The following is a 16,757-nucleotide window of genomic DNA, read 5'->3' as shown; positions in this document are numbered from 1 at the left end:
TCTATCCTTTTAATATATTTTTTATATATCCATCAAATTTTTCTATCTCGACCAAAAATGCGTCGTGGCCGTAGTTGCTATCTATCTCTACAAAATTTGTCTTTGCGCCTCTGCCCATCTCGCAAAGTGCGTCATAAATTTCTCTCATACAGCTTGGCGGAAAGAGTAGATCGCCTTTGAAAGCGATTAGATGCAAATTTGCTTTGATCGGCGCAAGGGCGTCTTTTAGGTTGTCATAGTGCCTTGTACAGTCAAAGATGTTCATCATTTTTACGATATATAGGTAGCTTAGCGGATCAAACCTCTTTGGGAAGTTGTAGCCGTTGTACTCCATGTAGCGATCCACCTGAAAGCGCCCAGAAAGCTCGTAAAGACCGTCTGTCTCGACGTAGTTTCGTCCAAATTTCTCATCCATGCTATCAGGACTTAAAAAGCTGATATGCCCTGCCATCCTGCCATAAGCCATACCTTTTAGACCATTTTTTCTTATAAATTCCGCGTCGTATTCGCCGTTTTTGAAATTTTCATCATTCAAAATGGCTTCGATGGCGATTTTGTTAAACGCTATCGCCCATGGCTTAGTCTGGTAGGTGCTTGCTAGCATTATGATATCTTGGGCAAATTCTGGAAACTCGATAGCGTAGCAAAGTGCTTGCATACCGCCAAGACTACCACCTATCACGGCTCTTACCCTTGTGATGCCAAGCTCGCTAAATAACCTCATTTGCGCCTTTACTACGTCGCTTATGGCAAGGACTGGGAAATTTAGCCTATACTCTCTACCGCTACTTCTATCCACACTTAGTGGCGAGGTCGAGCCAAAGCACGAGCCTAGGATATTTACGCAAATAACGTAAAATTTATCCGTATCGACCGCCTTTTTACTGCCTATTAGCCCGTCCCACCAGCCAGCTTTCTCATCGCCTGCGTAGGTGCCAGCTGCGTGGTGCGAGCCAGTTAAGGCGTGACAGGTCACAATAACGTTGCTTTTATCGGCATTTAGCGTGCCATAAGTCTCATAAATAAGCTTGAAATTTGATAGGATACGGCCACTCTCAAGATAGAGTGGCTCGTTAAATTTAATAGTTCTAGTTTGCAGATTTAACACTAATTAACTTTGTAGTTTGGTGCCTCGTGAGTGATAACTACGTCGTGGACGTGGCTCTCTTTTAGTCCAGCGCTTGTTATCTCGACAAATTCGGCTATTTCTTGAAGAGTTGGGATATCTTTTGCGCCAACATAGCCCATAGCGCTTCTTAGTCCGCCTATTAGCTGATGGATCACATCTTTTATGCTGCCAGCAAATGGCACACGGCCCTCGATGCCTTCAGGCACAAGCTTGTCTTGAGCGGTGCCCTCTTGGAAGTAGCGATCCGAGCTGCCCTTTGTCATAGCGCCTATTGAGCCCATGCCGCGATATACTTTGTACTGGCGACCTTGGAAAGTGATGAGCTCGCCTGGACTCTCCTCACAACCTGCTAGCAAGCTACCAGCCATAACGCATGCTGCACCTGCTGCAAGGGCTTTTGCCACGTCGCCTGAGTATTTTAAGCCACCATCTGCGATAACTGGGATGCCATATTTTGCTGCTTCGCTTGCGCAGTCGTCAATAGCTGAAATTTGAGGCACGCCAACACCAGCAACGATCCTTGTGGTGCATATTGATCCTGGTCCGATGCCCACTTTTATGCCGTCAGCTCCTGCTTCTGCTAGGTCTTTTACGGCTGCTGGGTTTGCGATATTGCCAGCTACTACATCGACTTTAAAATTTGCTTTTACCTCTTTTAAGGTGTCAATGATGCCCTTTGAGTGGCCGTGAGCTGAGTCGATAACGATGACATCTACGCCAGCATCAACTAGTGCTTTAGCACGCTCTATCTGACCCACGCCAATAGCCGCCGCCACGCGAAGTCTGCCGTAGCTGTCTTTGTTTGCATTTGGATACTCTTTGCGTTTTTTTAGATCTTTTATGGTGATAAGCCCGTCAAGTCTGCCGTCTTTATCGACGATAGGAAGCTTCTCAACTCTATTTTGAGAGAAAATTTTCTCCGCATCATCAAGCGTGCAGCCCTTTGGTGCGGTTATAAGCGGTGCTTTTGTCATGCGGTCTTTTACCAAAACGCTCATATTTGTCTCAAATCTCAAATCGCGGTTTGTTAAAATTCCTATTAGTTTGCGGTCTTTGTCGATGACTGGAACGCCTGAGATATGAAGATCTGACATAAGACTTAGAGCTTCAGCCACGGTCGCTTCTGGATTTATAAAGATAGGATCGATGATGACGCCGCTTTCGCTTTTTTTAACGCGCTTGACCTCTTTTGCTTGGCTTTCGACGTCCATATTTTTGTGGATGACGCCGATACCGCCGAGCCTCGCCATCATGATAGCAGTTCTATGCTCAGTCACAGTATCCATCGCAGCAGAGACCACTGGGATATTTAGCGTGACATTTTTGCTGATCCTGGTTTTCACATCAACTTGCTTTGGCAAAATTTCAGAGTATTGCGGCACAAGAAGCACATCCTCAAATGTTAAAGCTCTCTTTACTATCTTCATATTTTTATCCTTTTATTAAATTTTCTAGGCTCTTAGCACCATTTATCAAGGTCTGTTCGTCCCACGCTTTTGCGATGAGCTGGGCGCTCACGTTCAAATTTTGATCATCTTTGCCAACTGGCACAGAGATAGCTGGTAGGCCTGCTAAATTTACGCTGATAGTGTAGATGTCGCTTAGATAGGCCTGAAGCGGATCGCTGTGTGCTCCGAATTTATAAGCTGTACTTGGAGCAACTGGCATAAAAATAAGGTCATTTTCTTCTAAAATTTTCTCATACTGAGCTTTTATATGCGCTCTTGCTTTTTGCGCTTTGATATAGTAAGCATCGTAGTATCCGCTACTTAACACAAATGTACCAAGCAAGATTCTTCTTTTCACCTCTTCGCCAAAGCCTTCAGATCGCGAATTTACATATAGCTCTTTTAAATTTCTAGCATCTGCGCGTCTGCCATATCTCACGCCATCGTAGCGGCTTAAATTTGCGCTTGCCTCTGCGGTTGCGATGATGTAGTAAGCTGCGACGTCATATTTTGAGTCTTCAAAATTTGTGTAAGTTACGCTGTGTCCGTGTGATTTTAGCTTCTCGATAGCTAAATTTAAAGCAGCTTTTGTCTGCTCGCTTGCGTTTTCTACGTAATTTTTGATGACACAAATTTTTAGCTTTTTGTTGCCATCTATCTTGTCGCTAACGCTCGCAAACGGCACATCTGCGCTCGTGCTATCTTTTGGGTCATGTCCAGCGATCGCGTCATATAAAATGGCAGCGTCTTCTACATTTTGTGCGATAGGGCCTATCTGATCAAGGCTGCTTGAGTAGGCGCCAAGGCCATATCTGCTCACTCTGCCATAAGTTGGCTTAAGTCCTACACATCCACAAAATGCCGCTGGCTGGCGGATCGAGCCACCAGTGTCACTACCAAGTGCGGCTACTGCAAGGCCAGCTGCAACTGCTGCTGCTGAGCCACCGCTACTGCCACCTGGGACGTGAGCGTGATTTAGTGGGTTTAGTGTTTTGCCGTAAAATGAGCTCTCAGTCGTGCTTCCCATCGCAAATTCGTCCATATTTGTGCGGCCAAATGGAGCTAAATTTTTGCTAAGTAGCTTCTCGATAACGGTTGCATTATAAGGTGCTACGTAGCCTTGTAAAATTTTTGAGGCACACGTGACGCTCCAGCCTTTTACTTGGATGTTATCTTTTATAGCGATAGGCACGCCCTCGCCTAGTTTTGCGATCTCTAAATTTGCTAGCTGCTCGACATAAGCGCCAAGCTCTTTTTCTTTTATGATCTTCGCCTCAAGCTCAGCTCGTAAATTTTTTATCTCTTCAGCTGAAAATTTCAAAGCTTCTTTCAAAGTTACCACTATTTTTATCCTTTAAATTTATTAACCAAAAATATGCCAAACAAGCTAACAACGACCACCGCAGCGATCGTTGCTATTATGATAGTTGCGCTTACTGGCTCACTTAGCACTTATGACCCCTTCACATCTTGGGCATAGCGCATCTTCTTTGCTAGCGTTAAATTTCCAGCACCTTGGGCATTTGTGAAGGTTGCTTGCTATGATCTTAAATTTATCCCCCTCTAGCTCAAACTCAGCTAGTGGCTCGCTATCATCATAAGCTCTAACTGAGCTTACCATGTAAAGATCTGCCACTTCGCGCTCGTCGTAGCTTGTGATGCTGTGGCTTGTGGTCTCTAGGCTTAGCTCTAGAGTTGATTTTATCTTTTTCTCTTTTTTAAGAACGTCTACGATCTCGTTAAATTTCTCCCTGCTGGCAAAGAGCAGCTCATCTTCAAAGCTAAGATCAAAAATGATAGGCTCATAGACTAGATCAAACGCGTCTTTTGCGTCGCCTTTGATGATCTTTGGAGCGTAGTCCATCACTTCATCAACAGTGTAAGTAAGCGTTGGAGCGATGAGTGGCAAAAGTGCCTTTGTGATGATCGCCATCGCGCTTTGAGCTGATCTTCTTCTTGGAGCGTCCTTTGCGTCGCAGTAGAGCCTATCTTTGCAAACGTCAAGATATACGCCGCTAAGATCGGCTGATAGGAAATTTAAAAGGATGTTAAAGCCCTTTGAAAAGTCGTAGTTTTTAAAGCAAGCACTCGCCTCATCAAAAACCTTTTTAGCGCGTGCTAAGATCCATTTATCAAGGATGTTAAACTCTGTATTTAGGCTTTCTAGGTCATTTACGTTTGCTAGTAAAAAGCGTATAGTGTTGCGGATTTTGCGGTATTGCTCGCTGATTTGTTTTAATATATCTTCGCTTATCTTTAGGTCACTTGAATAATCACTCATACCAACCCAAAGGCGCAAAATTTCTACACCATGAGTTTTCGCCACGTCTTGTGGAGCGATGACATTGCCCTTGCTCTTGCTCATCTTTTCGCCCTTAGCATCAACTGTAAAGCCGTGAGTTAATATACTCTCATAAGGTGCGTGAGAATTTATAGCTGTACTTACTAGAAGCGAGCTTTGAAACCAGCCGCGGTGCTGGTCTGAGCCCTCTAGATACATACTTGAAGGGTATTTGCCAGCGTCGTAGTTGTCACTTTGTAAGACCGCATGCCACGTCGAGCCGCTATCAAACCAAACGTCAAGGATATCCATCACTTTTTCTAAATTTTCAGCCTTGTATTTTGAGCCTTTTGGTAAAAGCTCGTCTATGCTTAGCGCCCACCACGCATCAGCGCCTTTTTCTTTAAAAATACCTGCGATGTGGTCTAAAATTTCACTATCAAATATAACTTCTTTTGTCGCCTTATCTCTGAAAAAAGCAATCGGCACGCCCCAGTCACGCTGACGAGAGATGCACCAGTCTGGGCGATTTTCTATCATTGAGCCTATTCTTTTTATGCCCACACTTGGATAAAATTTAACCTTTTCAAGCTCCTCACGTGCTGTTTGTCTAAGCGTTTTTCCGCCTAGTTTTGCCTCGTTCATAGCGATGAACCACTGCTTTGTGGCTCTATAAATAACAGGCTTATGCGTTCTCCAGCAGAATGGATAAGAGTGTCTAAATTTAGAGACGCTAAGTAAATTTTTGCCAAGTAGCTCTAAAATTTTCTCATTTGCTTTAAAGATGTGCATACCGACAAACTCGTCTACCACATCGCTTCTAAATAGTCCGTGATGCTTTAGGCTCTCATCGTAGCAGCCACTATCATCAACTGGCATCAAAATTTCACTAAAGCCATATTTCAAACAGACGTAATAGTCGTCCTCGCCGTGTCCTGGAGCTGTATGAACAAGTCCAGTACCCCCGTCCATCATGACGTGATCGCCTAGTAAAAATCGCGACTTTCTGCCGTTTAGTGGATTTATCGCGTGAGTGTTTTCAAGTAGGCTTGATTTGAACTCTTTTTTGATCTCGCCCTTGCTTAGACCGCTTTCCACGATACTCTCAAGTAGTGGCTTTGCAAAGATCAAATTTTCAGCCGTTAGCACGTAAATTTCATCTGGATTTAGGCTTATAGCTTGATTTGCTGGAAGTGTCCAAGGCGTGGTCGTCCAGATGACAGCGCTTGCCTCTTTTACGCCAAGCTTTTCTAGCGCGTCGCCATCAAGCTCAAATGCTACGTAAATAGAGTAGTCCTCTTTCTCCTCGTACTCGACCTCAGCCTCGGCTAGCGCCGATCTAGCCGCCCAGCTCCAATAAACCGGCTTGCTTCTCTCTATCAAAAGGCCTTTTTTAGCGATCTCGCAAAGCGCTTTGTAGATATCAGCCTCAAACTCAAATTTCATCGTCATGTATGGATTTTCAAAGTCACCGATGATGCCAAGAGTCTTAAACTCATCTCGCTGGATATCTATAAATTCTCTCGCATGCTGTCTGCAAAGTTCCCTGATCTCGACCTTGCTAAGCTCTTTTTTCTTATCACCAAGCTTGACTTCAACTTGCTGCTCGATAGGCAAGCCATGACAGTCCCAGCCTGGCACATAGCGGACATTTTCGCCATAAAAATAGTGCGTTTTTGTGATGATATCTTTTAAAATTTTATTTAACGCGTGGCCGATATGAAGGTGGCCGTTTGCATACGGAGGGCCGTCGTGGATGTTGAAGTTTTTAACCGCTTTTTGGCGGTTTTTCTTCATTTTTTCATAAACCTTGCGCTCTTCATACCATGATTTTAGTCTTTGTGGTTCATTTTGTGGGAGATTTCCGCGCATCGGGAAATTTGTCTCTGGGAGTAAAAGTGTCTCTTTGTAGTCCATTTTTTACCTTGATTTTAAAATTTGCTAATTTTACACCTGTGCTGGTTAAATCACACTGAAAAATAGTATAATGAGGCAAAAAAAGGAGCTTAAAAATGAGACAAAGTATCTTGATAATAGGCGAAGATCTTGAGATAAATAGAGAATTTCTAAACTACATTTTTCAAAGTTACGAGGATCATTTTGGCGAGCTTGGAGTGGTCAGTTTTGCTCCCAAAAATAGCAAAGAGCTACCTTTTATCATCGAAAATTTATCAAAAGATTACGACTTTGTAAGCATTTTTGGCTCAGATGAAAATTTTGCCATCGCTGCAAAGATCGTAGCGACGCTAACTGGGGGCTCGCTCGAGCTAAAAGATAGCACGACCCTTGCGCTTAAAGATAGCTTAGACTACTCTAAAAATAGCTTTTTAGCCAGCCTAAATAACGCTCAGATAAATCTCATAAAAGCTAATCCAAATGAAGAACTGGGCGAGTTTCTCACCGACTATGAGCCTGATTTTAGCTACTTTCATCTAATAGACATCGACGCAGATAGCGCGAAGATCCTTATGCTGCCACTTGCTAAAACTTATGAGGTCGATATAACCCTTGCGCAGATACTGCCAAATTTGATACTAGTAAGGGCAAAAAGCAATAAATTTGGCCAGATCGAGAGCTTTTTGCAAGGGGTAAAAACGCTATTTTCGCAAAAATTTATCCCGCAAAAAGATGTGATCAAATTTGTAGCAAAGAGGCTCATACAAAAAGGGCTTAAAATTTCATTTGCCGAGTCTTGCACGGCTGGGCTGGCGGCGGCTAAATTTGCAAGATACGGCGGTGTTTCAGCTAGCTTTGATGGCTCCTTGGTAACCTACGCAAATCACATAAAGCACGAGTGGCTGGGCGTTGAGGATGAAATTTTAGATACCTATGGCGCCGTGAGCGAGCCTTGCGTAAAAGCGATGGTAAAAGGTACGCTAAGCACGACAAATGCGGACTTTGCGCTTGCTATTAGTGGTATCGCTGGACCAGGTGGTGGCACAGTCAGCAAGCCAGTTGGCACGGTATATGTCGCAGCTGGCGATAGAAACGGCAACATCGAGATTGAGAGGCTACTTTTAAAAGGGGAGCGCAACTACGTAAGAGAGCAAAGCGTGCTAAGTGCGTATCTATGCCTACTTCGTCTAAAAAGTGAGATATTTTTCGCGTAAATTTTGCCTTTTTAAAAATTGCACTAAATTTAACGGCGATATTCGCAACAAAATATCAAGAATAAAAAGCCAAATTTAGGAGGCTAAAGATGTTTAAAAAGATATTGTTTCTAGCCGTTTCTTCGTTATTTGCATTTGGTGCTCTAGCTCAAGCAGGCGAGATAAAAGCAAGCGACTCGCCCTTTGATTACGCTAGCATTGGTGCAGAGCAAAATTTTGGCGGATACGCCGGCAAAGAGAGCAAAGAAGTCGTCGTAAAAGATAGGCAAGAGCTCGTAAAATACGCTCAAATTGGTGGTTACGTCATCTATGTGGATGGGCTCATAGACCTTAGCGAAGGCAAGATCCCACAAAATGGCAATAGCGATGGGCTGGATAAATTTATAAGTGAGATTAGCGGTGGTGAGTTTAGCTCTTATGCCAAATTTATACAAGCTTAAGGCGCCTCATGCCGTACAATTTTAGTAATTCATAAGTGTATTTTTGAAAGAGGTAAATAAAGCTTTCAAAAAGGGCAGTATTTGCAAAAAGCTAGACAAATCGCTATTTAAGCTGCCATATAAATTTGATCCCAATAAAGGTTCAAACACCTAGAACGAGGCAAATAAAATGCAGACATAGGCAAACCAGCCGTTATAATGTAAAAACCAAAGCCCCGAGCTAGACAAGCCACTTGGGGCCTGAAAATCAAACTAAATTTTTATATTTTTACAAGATAAAACGCTAGCACATAGCCCGTATATCAGCACGCAAAGGCTAACACTTAGTCCAAAGACGCTAAGAGCCGCGGTCTGGCTAAAAGAAAGAGTAAAAAACGAGATAAAACTCGTGATAAATGCGCAAAATATCCCATAAATTCGCTCTTTTTCACTAAGGCTCTCATTTAGCGCAAATATCATGTAATCAATCCCAACAGCACTTGCAAGTATGAGTCCAAAGACACCAAAAATGCTTAAATTTACGCCAAAAATGGCAAAGATAAAGAGCGTAAGAAGCACCCTAAAGATGATGATGCCCATCACTAGTACCGATACAGCCGCGCTAAAATAAAACCACAGCAGCAAAAATGCGACAACAAGAGCTGCTATTTTTAGCTTTAGAGCAAGCTCTTTTGCCTGAGTTAAGCTCTCATTTAGCGAGTCAGTAAAATTTAGGCTATGAGAAAGACAGATTTTACCTCGCATCTTTGCTTTAAATTTTAAGTAGCGAGATATTTTAAATGAGTTTTGTTTTATCAAATTTGGGTATTTTTTTACTCTTCTGCGATCTTTTTTATCTAGCATTTTTGGGCTAAATTTATCACCGCAAAAGCTGATAAAAAGACGAATTTCACCCCTTTTTATAGGCATTTAATCTCTTTTTATAATTTTCATCAAATTCTAAGGCTTTTTCAAACTCAGCAGTAAATGCTCTAAGACGATCATTTTTTTGCTGATTTTCATCGCTAAATGATCTAATACGTGACGTAAAAGCAATCTCATCTTTTCTAAAATTAGCCTCTTTTAGATCAAAGTTTAAATTGCTCATTTTGCTATTTAAGATATGCAAGGCACATTTTCTTGGCCCAAAGATAAAATTTTGCCCGCTTAAGGGCTTTAGGCTTCTTACTAAAACGCCACCATAAAGCGATAGATTGCTTTTAAAAGATATGTCAAAGCCAAAGTTGTGAAAGTAAATCTCTCCTACCTCACACTGCCTTTTGTAGGTATTTGCGTCAAAACAAGTATAAATTTCAAGCTCACTAAATTTATACTCTTTGCCAGAAACAATTAAAACTTTACTTTGCATAAGCTCGCATAAAAAACTCTGAAATTTATCGTCAAAAAACTCTTTAAAACCAGCAGTCCCAACTATCTCTTGCTTTATATTTTTATCTAAAATTTTAAAGTTATTTTGTTTAAGTAGGCCAAATTTTTCTTTATCAAAATGACTTTGCTCTAAAAATTTACTAAGCACTGCCACTAGATCAAATTTAGCAAAATGGCTTTTAAGCAGCTCACCAGCTAGCATCTTTGCTCCTAAATTTTTATATATTTTAAAGGGTTTGAGCTTTACAAGCTAATCTTTGATGAAATTTTACCAACTACCACTTGCTCCGCCTCCGCCAAAACCGCCTCCGCCGCCACTAAAGCCACCACCTCTTGAGCTACTTGAATGACCGCTACCACTGCTATTTGAGTCTGATCTATCACGCCTAAAACCACTATGTGCATTTTTGCTTTGAGTATTTTTTTTAAAGGCATTTTTTAAAATAATAAAAAATATTACAAACACGATGGCAAAGACAATGAAGTAATTTTGCACGCCAAAAAATTGCTCAAATACCGTAGATGTAAGCCCTGCAAAACACGCACTAAAGCCAATTCTCATAAAAAATTTACCTAAAAAGCCAGAGATAAAACACGAGATCATGCCAGCAAAAAAGGCAACTATTCCAAATGGTATCTCTTCATCTTCACTCACGCTTTCAAATTCTTCGCCACTAGCTACCTTTATGATGGCTCTTATGCCATCTATCACGCCACCACCCATATCTCCTTGCTTAAATTTAGGCACTATTACATCATTTATGATCTGGCTAGAAATAGCGTCAGTTAGTACGCCTTCAAGCCCATAACCAACTTCTATACGTACTTTTCTCTCGTTTGGAGCGATTATTAAAAGCACTCCATTACTGCTTTGTTTTTGTCCCAGCTTGTAGCCTCTAGCTATCTCAAGAGAGATCTCTTCTATGCTTTTATTTTCTAGTGATTTAAGCGTCACGATAGCAATTTGCGTCGTACTATTTTGCTCGTAATTTTGCACTAAGTTTAAAAGCTCAGCTTTCTCATTTTTAGAGAAAATTTGAGCCTCATCATTTATCTGCTCATTAAAATTTATGGCAAAACAAAAGCAAAATGTAAAAAATAAAAGAGCAAAAATTTTCTTCATCATTTCTCAAATGAAACTTTTGGATTTATCTTCTCTTCGTTGCTTATTTCAAGATTTTGTTTTGGCTTTAGCTCAGGATAAAAAGTACTTGCTATAAATTTATTTGGAAAGCTTCTAAGGGCTACGTTATACTCTTTTACAGCTTCGATATAATCATGCATTGCTACGCTTATGCGGTTTTGCGTACCTTCAAGCTGACTCTGAAGAGATAAGAAATTTTGATTTGCTTTTAGCTCTGGATAGTTCTCACTAACTGCCATAAGCCTGCCAAGTGCCAAGCCAAATGAGCTTTGTGCTGTCATAAATTCTTTCATCTTAGCTTCATCGCTAAGACCACTTGCATCAACGCTTACTTGCATGCTCTTGCTTCTAGCATTTGCCACATCTTCAAAAATTTTTTGTTCATGGGCTGCGTAGCCTTTTACAGTTTCAACCAAATTTGGCACAAGCTCAGCTCTTCTTTTATATTGATTTAACACCTGTGACCACTTTGCATTTACATTTTCATCAAGCGCAACAAATGAATTTATATACTTAAAAACACCAAAAGCAAGTGCAGCAATAACTATAATAACGGCTATTAAATTTTTCACATTTTCTCCTTTAAGGAGCAAATATTAGTAAAACAAGACTTAAAAAATAATGTGAGTTTGAGTTTAAAATGAGTGCGAATTTACGCACTCATTTTGGGGATTAAAGATCGGTGTGGATTTTGTCGTCTATTTGGATATGGATAGTCTTTCCATTTATTTGATCTATGCTTGAGTAGCCTTTAAAGCCACTAGCGTCGTAGTTAGAGTCACGATCCCATTTGTGATCTAGATCAACTTTTGTGATTTTATTGCCATTAGCATCAACATCACCACCTTTTATCTTAAGCACCGTATCAGGGTTATCAGTGATATCAAGGATATTTTGTACATTAAATTTGATCTCTGTCTTTCCTTTAAGCTCAAGATTTTCAAAGCTTTCCACTTTTGAATCAAGATTAGAAATATTGTTAAAGTTAACTTTGTCGCCATCAAAGACCAAAGTATCGTTGCCTTCGCCACCTTTCATGTCTTTACTTGCGTCAAATTTAACCGTATAGTTTTCAACGCCTATATGAAGTGGTTTATAAGGCTCGTAAGACTTGGACTCTAAGCCATCTGAAGTTTTAAGTGAGGCTTTAACATTTAGATCATAGGCTGATCTTGCATTGATATCAAGCTCTTGGTCAAATGTGCCTTTTGCTATATCTGCAGCTGATAGAGTATATGTTGCGGTCTTAGTTAATGCATGGTGGTTGTCTGGATCAGTGTATTTAAACTCTACCGTATCTCCATTTCTAGCATCTTCATTAAGATAAACTTTAACCGTAGTAGATCTTTCGCCATTTTCTGAGGTTTTTATATCCTTATTAAACATGATGCCTCTTATAGCATCGGTCTCAGCATGTGCTGTATCGCTTACTGTTTTGCTCTCGCCAAATGTGTCAGTTAGAGTAACTTCAGCTTTTGTTTCTTTATCAACTGCGATAGTAGCATCAAGATCAAGTGGAGTATCTCTGCCAAGCGTTTGTTGAGAATTATCATCTAAATTTTTAAGTGTAATTTTTCCATTTACATCTTTTCCCATAACTTCATAATGTTTAGTTAAGATAGATCCGTTAGGATTTGTTATCTTAACATCTATCTTATCGCCAGCTATAACACTTCCTGGGATAGAAACATGAACCTTTGAAATTTTACTACCTGACTCATCTCTTGAGATAATGCCATTATCATTTTTATCAGCAACTATGCTTACACTTAATCCCGCTTCACTTAAAGGTGCAAGTTTAGCTTTTGCTTCGCTACTAGTTGTAGTCTCAGCACCATTTGTTATAGTAGCTACTGCACTAGTTTCGCGACCTGGAAGCATAGCAACGCCAGGAATTTTTATAGTATTGTTTGCTAACTGTGTAGTAATATGAGTAGTATCATCTGTAAGTGAAATTTTACCATTAGCAGTTTTTGAAACTGTGTAATTTATGGTTCTAGACCCTGTTGTACCATTAGCTTGAGGTTCTTTTATTGTTACTGCTACCTTATCACCATTTGTGACATTATATGGCACTTGAACGCTTATGGTTGTTAATCTTAAGTTATTGTCAGATATGTCCTCATCTCTATCTATTGTATTATCTCTACTTGCATTATCTTCTACAAATTCGACTTTTATATCTTTTGTGTCTATCGCTTGAAGCGTAGCTTTAGCTGTTTTTACTACTTTACTTCCTGTATTAATATCTTTTATAGTAGCTTCAACCACTGCTGGATGATCTTTATCTATATGAACATTAGAAATTTCTAGTTTATTGTCTGCTGGAAGTAAATCAGTGTGATTATCTGGAAATTTTAGAGTAATGCGATTGCCGACATTTGAAACAACAGTATATTCTTGTTCTGCTCCACCATTTACCTTAACTTTTATAGTATCACCACTATTTACAGTGGTTGGGATTTGAAGTGTTGCCGAAGTGGTATTTAATTTTCCATCCTTCATAGCTTCATCTCTACTTAAAACTCCGTTTCTATCTTTATCCTCATCAATAAATAGCCTAAAGCCTGTTCCAGAACCGCTACCTTGAGCATCAAGCGTAATATCGCTATTTGTCTCAACCTTATCAGCACCAGTATTATCAGTAACCTTGGCATTAATGATAGTCTTATGATCTTCTGTTAAGCCAAGTGTATATTTGACCACCTTATTGCCATCAGTATCATCGGTAATATCAAGCTCTTCACTACCATGTTTGGCTATTAATTTGCCGTTATTGTCTTTTACTATCTCATATATCTTGGTCGTTTTATTGTTTGGCGTGTCTTCGTTGTGTGACTCTACTATTAATTTATCACCTAAAACAAAATTTGAAGGAAGCTTGATAGTTGCTATAGTAGTCGCTCCAGTTGCCTCTGTGCTGCCCAAAATACCATCATTATTGGTATCTTTTTCAAAAGTTATCTCCATGTCTTCATGAAGCTTTTCAAGAGTATTATGATTTTGAGCTTCGGCTTTCTTGCCGCCACTTGCATCGGTGGTCTCAGTAGTTACATTGATGGTCTTGCCAGCAATGATCTCTACGCCAGGAATTTCTATCTCATTTTTATCACTTGCAGTTATAGAAGTATGAGTAGAAGTATCTTCTAGCATGATTTTACCGCTTGGATCTCTACCTGTAACCTTATAAGTTTTAGGTGAAGTGTCATTATCCATTTTTACAGTTACCACATCACCAGCTATAACGTTATTTGGCACTTTTACTACTACTGTCGTTTTATGTAGGTCGCCATCTGCGTCCTTGCTCTCTGCTCTCGTTAAAGATACGTTACGGTCAGCATCCTCTTTGAAATATACTGCCATATCGTTTATATTTGAGATAGTAACCGTGCTTGTATCTTCTGCATGCTGAATACCATCTTTATCTTTTATCTCAGCTGTTACTTTAGTTTCTAGACCAGTCGCTGTTTTAATGCCAGAAATTTTAAAACTTCTACCATCTGTATCTGTATCTATTTTATTGCCGCCACTATCTTCTACATAAAACTTACCATTAGGATCTTTTCTAACAGTGTATTCTTTAGGATCTTCTTTATGAAATTTAGATTTTCCATTTGAATCTTTTTCGTCTAATTCATTTTCTATAGTTACAGTTAGTTTGTCTCCACTTACTGCATTTTTAGGAAGCTTGATGGTAACTGTCGTGCTATTAAGATTATCATCACTCATAGCCTGCTCTCTACTCATAGTTTTAGCTCCATCAGCTTCTTTAAAGATAACTTCAGGTTTTTTTACATGCTCTAAACTAGCTGATACTTCTGGCTCATTTATGGATGTATGTCTATCTGGTGTCATGTTTGTGATGCTAGCTCTGATAGTCGTATCTTGTCCATTTCTTAGATCAAAGCCTGGTACTTTAAATGAGTATTGATTATAACTCTCTTTTGTCAATGGGAAATCTTGTCCGCCATTGCCGATCTCTGTTATACTTGTTACCTCACCTTTATTATTCATATTTATAGTGAAATTTCTTGTATAAACGCCATTTGTAGGCTCGTTTATAGTAAGTGTAACTATGTCACCATTATCTATTTTATTCGGAAGTCTTATAAGAGCTGTTGTCTCATTTACTTCATGCTCATCCATACTCTCTTGTCTTGAAATTTCATGAAGAGTCTTTTCTTCTGGTAATGTCATTTCTAAATTTCTGCCAATAGGCATTACACTATCTTGATCTGACTCTTCACTTTTTCGAACATTGTTTTTATCTACCACATGAACACTAGCAGATGTTCTTACATCTGGAAATATTGGAAGAGATGTATTTACTTTTTGATTATCAATCATCTCTTGTGTAAGAGTGATAGATTTTTCTAAATTTTGAGATATATGTAATGGATCAGTATAAGTTATGACAATCTTATCACCAACAACCACATCTTTTGGTAAAGTTATCTCTACTGTCGTGCTTCTAAAGTTATTGTCTTGACTATTTTCTGGATCATATAAATAGCCATTGTTGTCTTGATCTTCTGTAAATGTCAAAGTCGGTTTTACATCAAGAGTAGTAGAGTCGCTTGCAGTTGCACTTCTCATCGTGTTTGTGCTATCTGCTACATAAGCTTCTACTTTTGAAGGCTTACCGTGCTCAACTGGCATATTACTTATCTTATATCCATTATCTATTATGTTTTGATCAATAGATACATTTCTAACCTCGGTTGTGCCATTAGGCTTTGTTAAAGTCACGTGAAGCACATCTCCAACAATCACATCTTTTACAGTTATAAGCACTGGAGTTTCATTTAATTTGCCATCTTTAGCATTTTCAGTATATGTTAATAGATTATTATCAGGACTGTTATCCTCTGTAAATTTAACCTCTGGAGCACTAAAGCCACTTGAAGTTACGCTATCTTCACTTCTACCACTAACATTTCCTTGAAAATTTGTAATAGTTGCATCAACTTTTGAAATTTTGCCAGTCTGTATTGGTGCATCAAACTGATAACCATTGCTTATGATAGTTGGAGTGATAGGAATTGTTTTATTTTCAGTATTACCATCTGGCTTAGTTATAGTGATATTTAGTATATCTCCGGCCCTTACTGTGCCATCATTTGGAATTGTAATAAGAACTTTTGATGTATTTAAATTTGTATCGCGTGCATGCTCAACCCTACTTAAAGTACCATCGTTATTAAGATCGCTTATAAAAGTTACAAGAGGATTGCTTGGGATTATAGTATCATCTCCACCATTGTATCCGCTTATTGGGCTATCGTATGATGCAAAAGCTCTGTTTGTATCACTTAAATTTCTATATGTTGCATTAATGTTTGAGTAATGGCCACCCTCAGCAAATTTAGCATCACTTAGGCTAACACCATCTCCACCACCAGCAGCAGTGTTTCCACCAGCAGCAGTCTCTTCAAGCTTTGTTAAATCTCCACCATTTAAAATAGCATTTTGCAAATCACTAACATCTGCCAAGCCTTCCGCTCCTATGGTGCTTTGATTTAACGCAAGCGTATCATTGCCTACAATCGTAATCTCTTTTCCATTATTTGAAACGATTGTTATTTTATCAGCGGCATCGCTTGTCTTGATGCTCTCTCCCATATAAAGGATGTCACCTACTTTTAGCTCTCTCTCATTTCCGTTTTGATCGATAGCAACTGCCTTGCCACTAATAAATTTTACTACTCCAGCTTCTTTAGCCAAGATTACTCCTTATTATTATTTTTTGTATTATTTAAATTTTTGCGTGATTATATACTATCTTTATAGGATATAACGTTATGTGATATATTTTATCTTTTTAGAATAAAATATAT

Annotated in this window: 11 protein-coding genes; 2 read left to right on the top strand and 9 right to left on the bottom strand. The window is 39.5% G+C overall.

Annotated elements, in window-relative coordinates:
- Position 1: 1 nt before the first annotated feature.
- From metX to ileS, 4 genes are all read right to left on the bottom strand, one after another.
- Entirely contained in the window at positions 2-1,108 is a 1,107-nt protein-coding gene (gene metX, locus CYP28_RS02285; protein WP_103592938.1) for a homoserine O-acetyltransferase MetX, read from the bottom strand.
- Positions 1,108-2,556 (bottom strand): IMP dehydrogenase, encoded by a 1,449-nt coding sequence (gene guaB / locus CYP28_RS02280; protein WP_103592937.1) that lies wholly within the window; start codon positions 2,554-2,556, stop codon positions 1,108-1,110. Before guaB ends, metX begins: the two co-directional genes overlap by 1 nt.
- A 4-nt stretch (positions 2,557-2,560) precedes the next feature.
- Positions 2,561-3,919 (bottom strand): Asp-tRNA(Asn)/Glu-tRNA(Gln) amidotransferase subunit GatA, encoded by a 1,359-nt coding sequence (gene gatA, locus CYP28_RS02275; RefSeq protein WP_103592936.1) that lies wholly within the window; start codon positions 3,917-3,919, stop codon positions 2,561-2,563.
- 99 nt (positions 3,920-4,018) lie between these two features.
- Positions 4,019-6,775 carry an isoleucine--tRNA ligase gene (ileS, locus tag CYP28_RS02270; RefSeq protein WP_103592935.1) on the bottom strand — a complete coding sequence of 919 codons (2,757 nt, stop codon included), beginning with the start codon at positions 6,773-6,775 and terminating at the stop codon, positions 4,019-4,021.
- A gap of 95 nt (positions 6,776-6,870) precedes the next feature.
- Between ileS and CYP28_RS02265 the strand changes: the two genes are divergently transcribed.
- Both CYP28_RS02265 and CYP28_RS02260 read left to right on the top strand, forming a co-directional pair.
- A complete protein-coding gene (locus tag CYP28_RS02265; RefSeq protein WP_103592934.1) occupies positions 6,871-7,968 on the top strand; it encodes a CinA family protein in 1,098 nt (365 codons plus the stop codon).
- An 89-nt stretch (positions 7,969-8,057) separates the two neighbouring features.
- Complete coding sequence (locus CYP28_RS02260) at positions 8,058-8,408, top strand: hypothetical protein (RefSeq protein WP_242047034.1); 351 nt, start codon at positions 8,058-8,060, stop codon at positions 8,406-8,408.
- A gap of 252 nt (positions 8,409-8,660) precedes the next feature.
- Here the strand turns inward: CYP28_RS02260 and CYP28_RS02255 are convergent, their stop codons facing one another.
- The 5 genes from CYP28_RS02255 to CYP28_RS02235 all read right to left on the bottom strand — a co-directional run bounded on the left by CYP28_RS02255 (position 8,661) and on the right by CYP28_RS02235 (position 16,644).
- Positions 8,661-9,317, bottom strand: coding sequence for a hypothetical protein (locus CYP28_RS02255; protein WP_181000416.1), 657 nt, complete (start codon positions 9,315-9,317; stop codon positions 8,661-8,663).
- Positions 9,298-9,978: a hypothetical protein gene (locus tag CYP28_RS02250; protein ID WP_021090857.1), complete on the bottom strand. Its 681-nt coding sequence runs from the start codon at positions 9,976-9,978 to the stop codon at positions 9,298-9,300. The genes CYP28_RS02255 and CYP28_RS02250 overlap by 20 nt, the downstream gene beginning before the upstream one ends.
- 66 nt (positions 9,979-10,044) lie before the next feature.
- Positions 10,045-10,899: a TPM domain-containing protein gene (locus tag CYP28_RS02245; RefSeq protein ID WP_051288437.1), complete on the bottom strand. Its 855-nt coding sequence runs from the start codon at positions 10,897-10,899 to the stop codon at positions 10,045-10,047.
- The gene (locus CYP28_RS02240; RefSeq protein WP_021090548.1) at positions 10,899-11,492 is read right to left on the bottom strand and encodes a LemA family protein; all 594 of its coding nucleotides are present in this window, start codon (positions 11,490-11,492) and stop codon (positions 10,899-10,901) included. Before CYP28_RS02240 ends, CYP28_RS02245 begins: the two co-directional genes overlap by 1 nt.
- A gap of 100 nt (positions 11,493-11,592) precedes the next feature.
- Positions 11,593-16,644, bottom strand: coding sequence for a retention module-containing protein (locus CYP28_RS02235; RefSeq protein ID WP_103592933.1), 5,052 nt, complete (start codon positions 16,642-16,644; stop codon positions 11,593-11,595).
- Positions 16,645-16,757 lie beyond the last annotated feature (113 nt).

It is taken from the genome of Campylobacter concisus (genome assembly GCF_002914195.1).
In the GTDB taxonomy this organism is placed as follows: Bacteria; Campylobacterota; Campylobacteria; order Campylobacterales; family Campylobacteraceae; genus Campylobacter_A; species Campylobacter_A concisus_M.
This window is presented reverse-complemented; position numbering and strand designations above follow the sequence as displayed.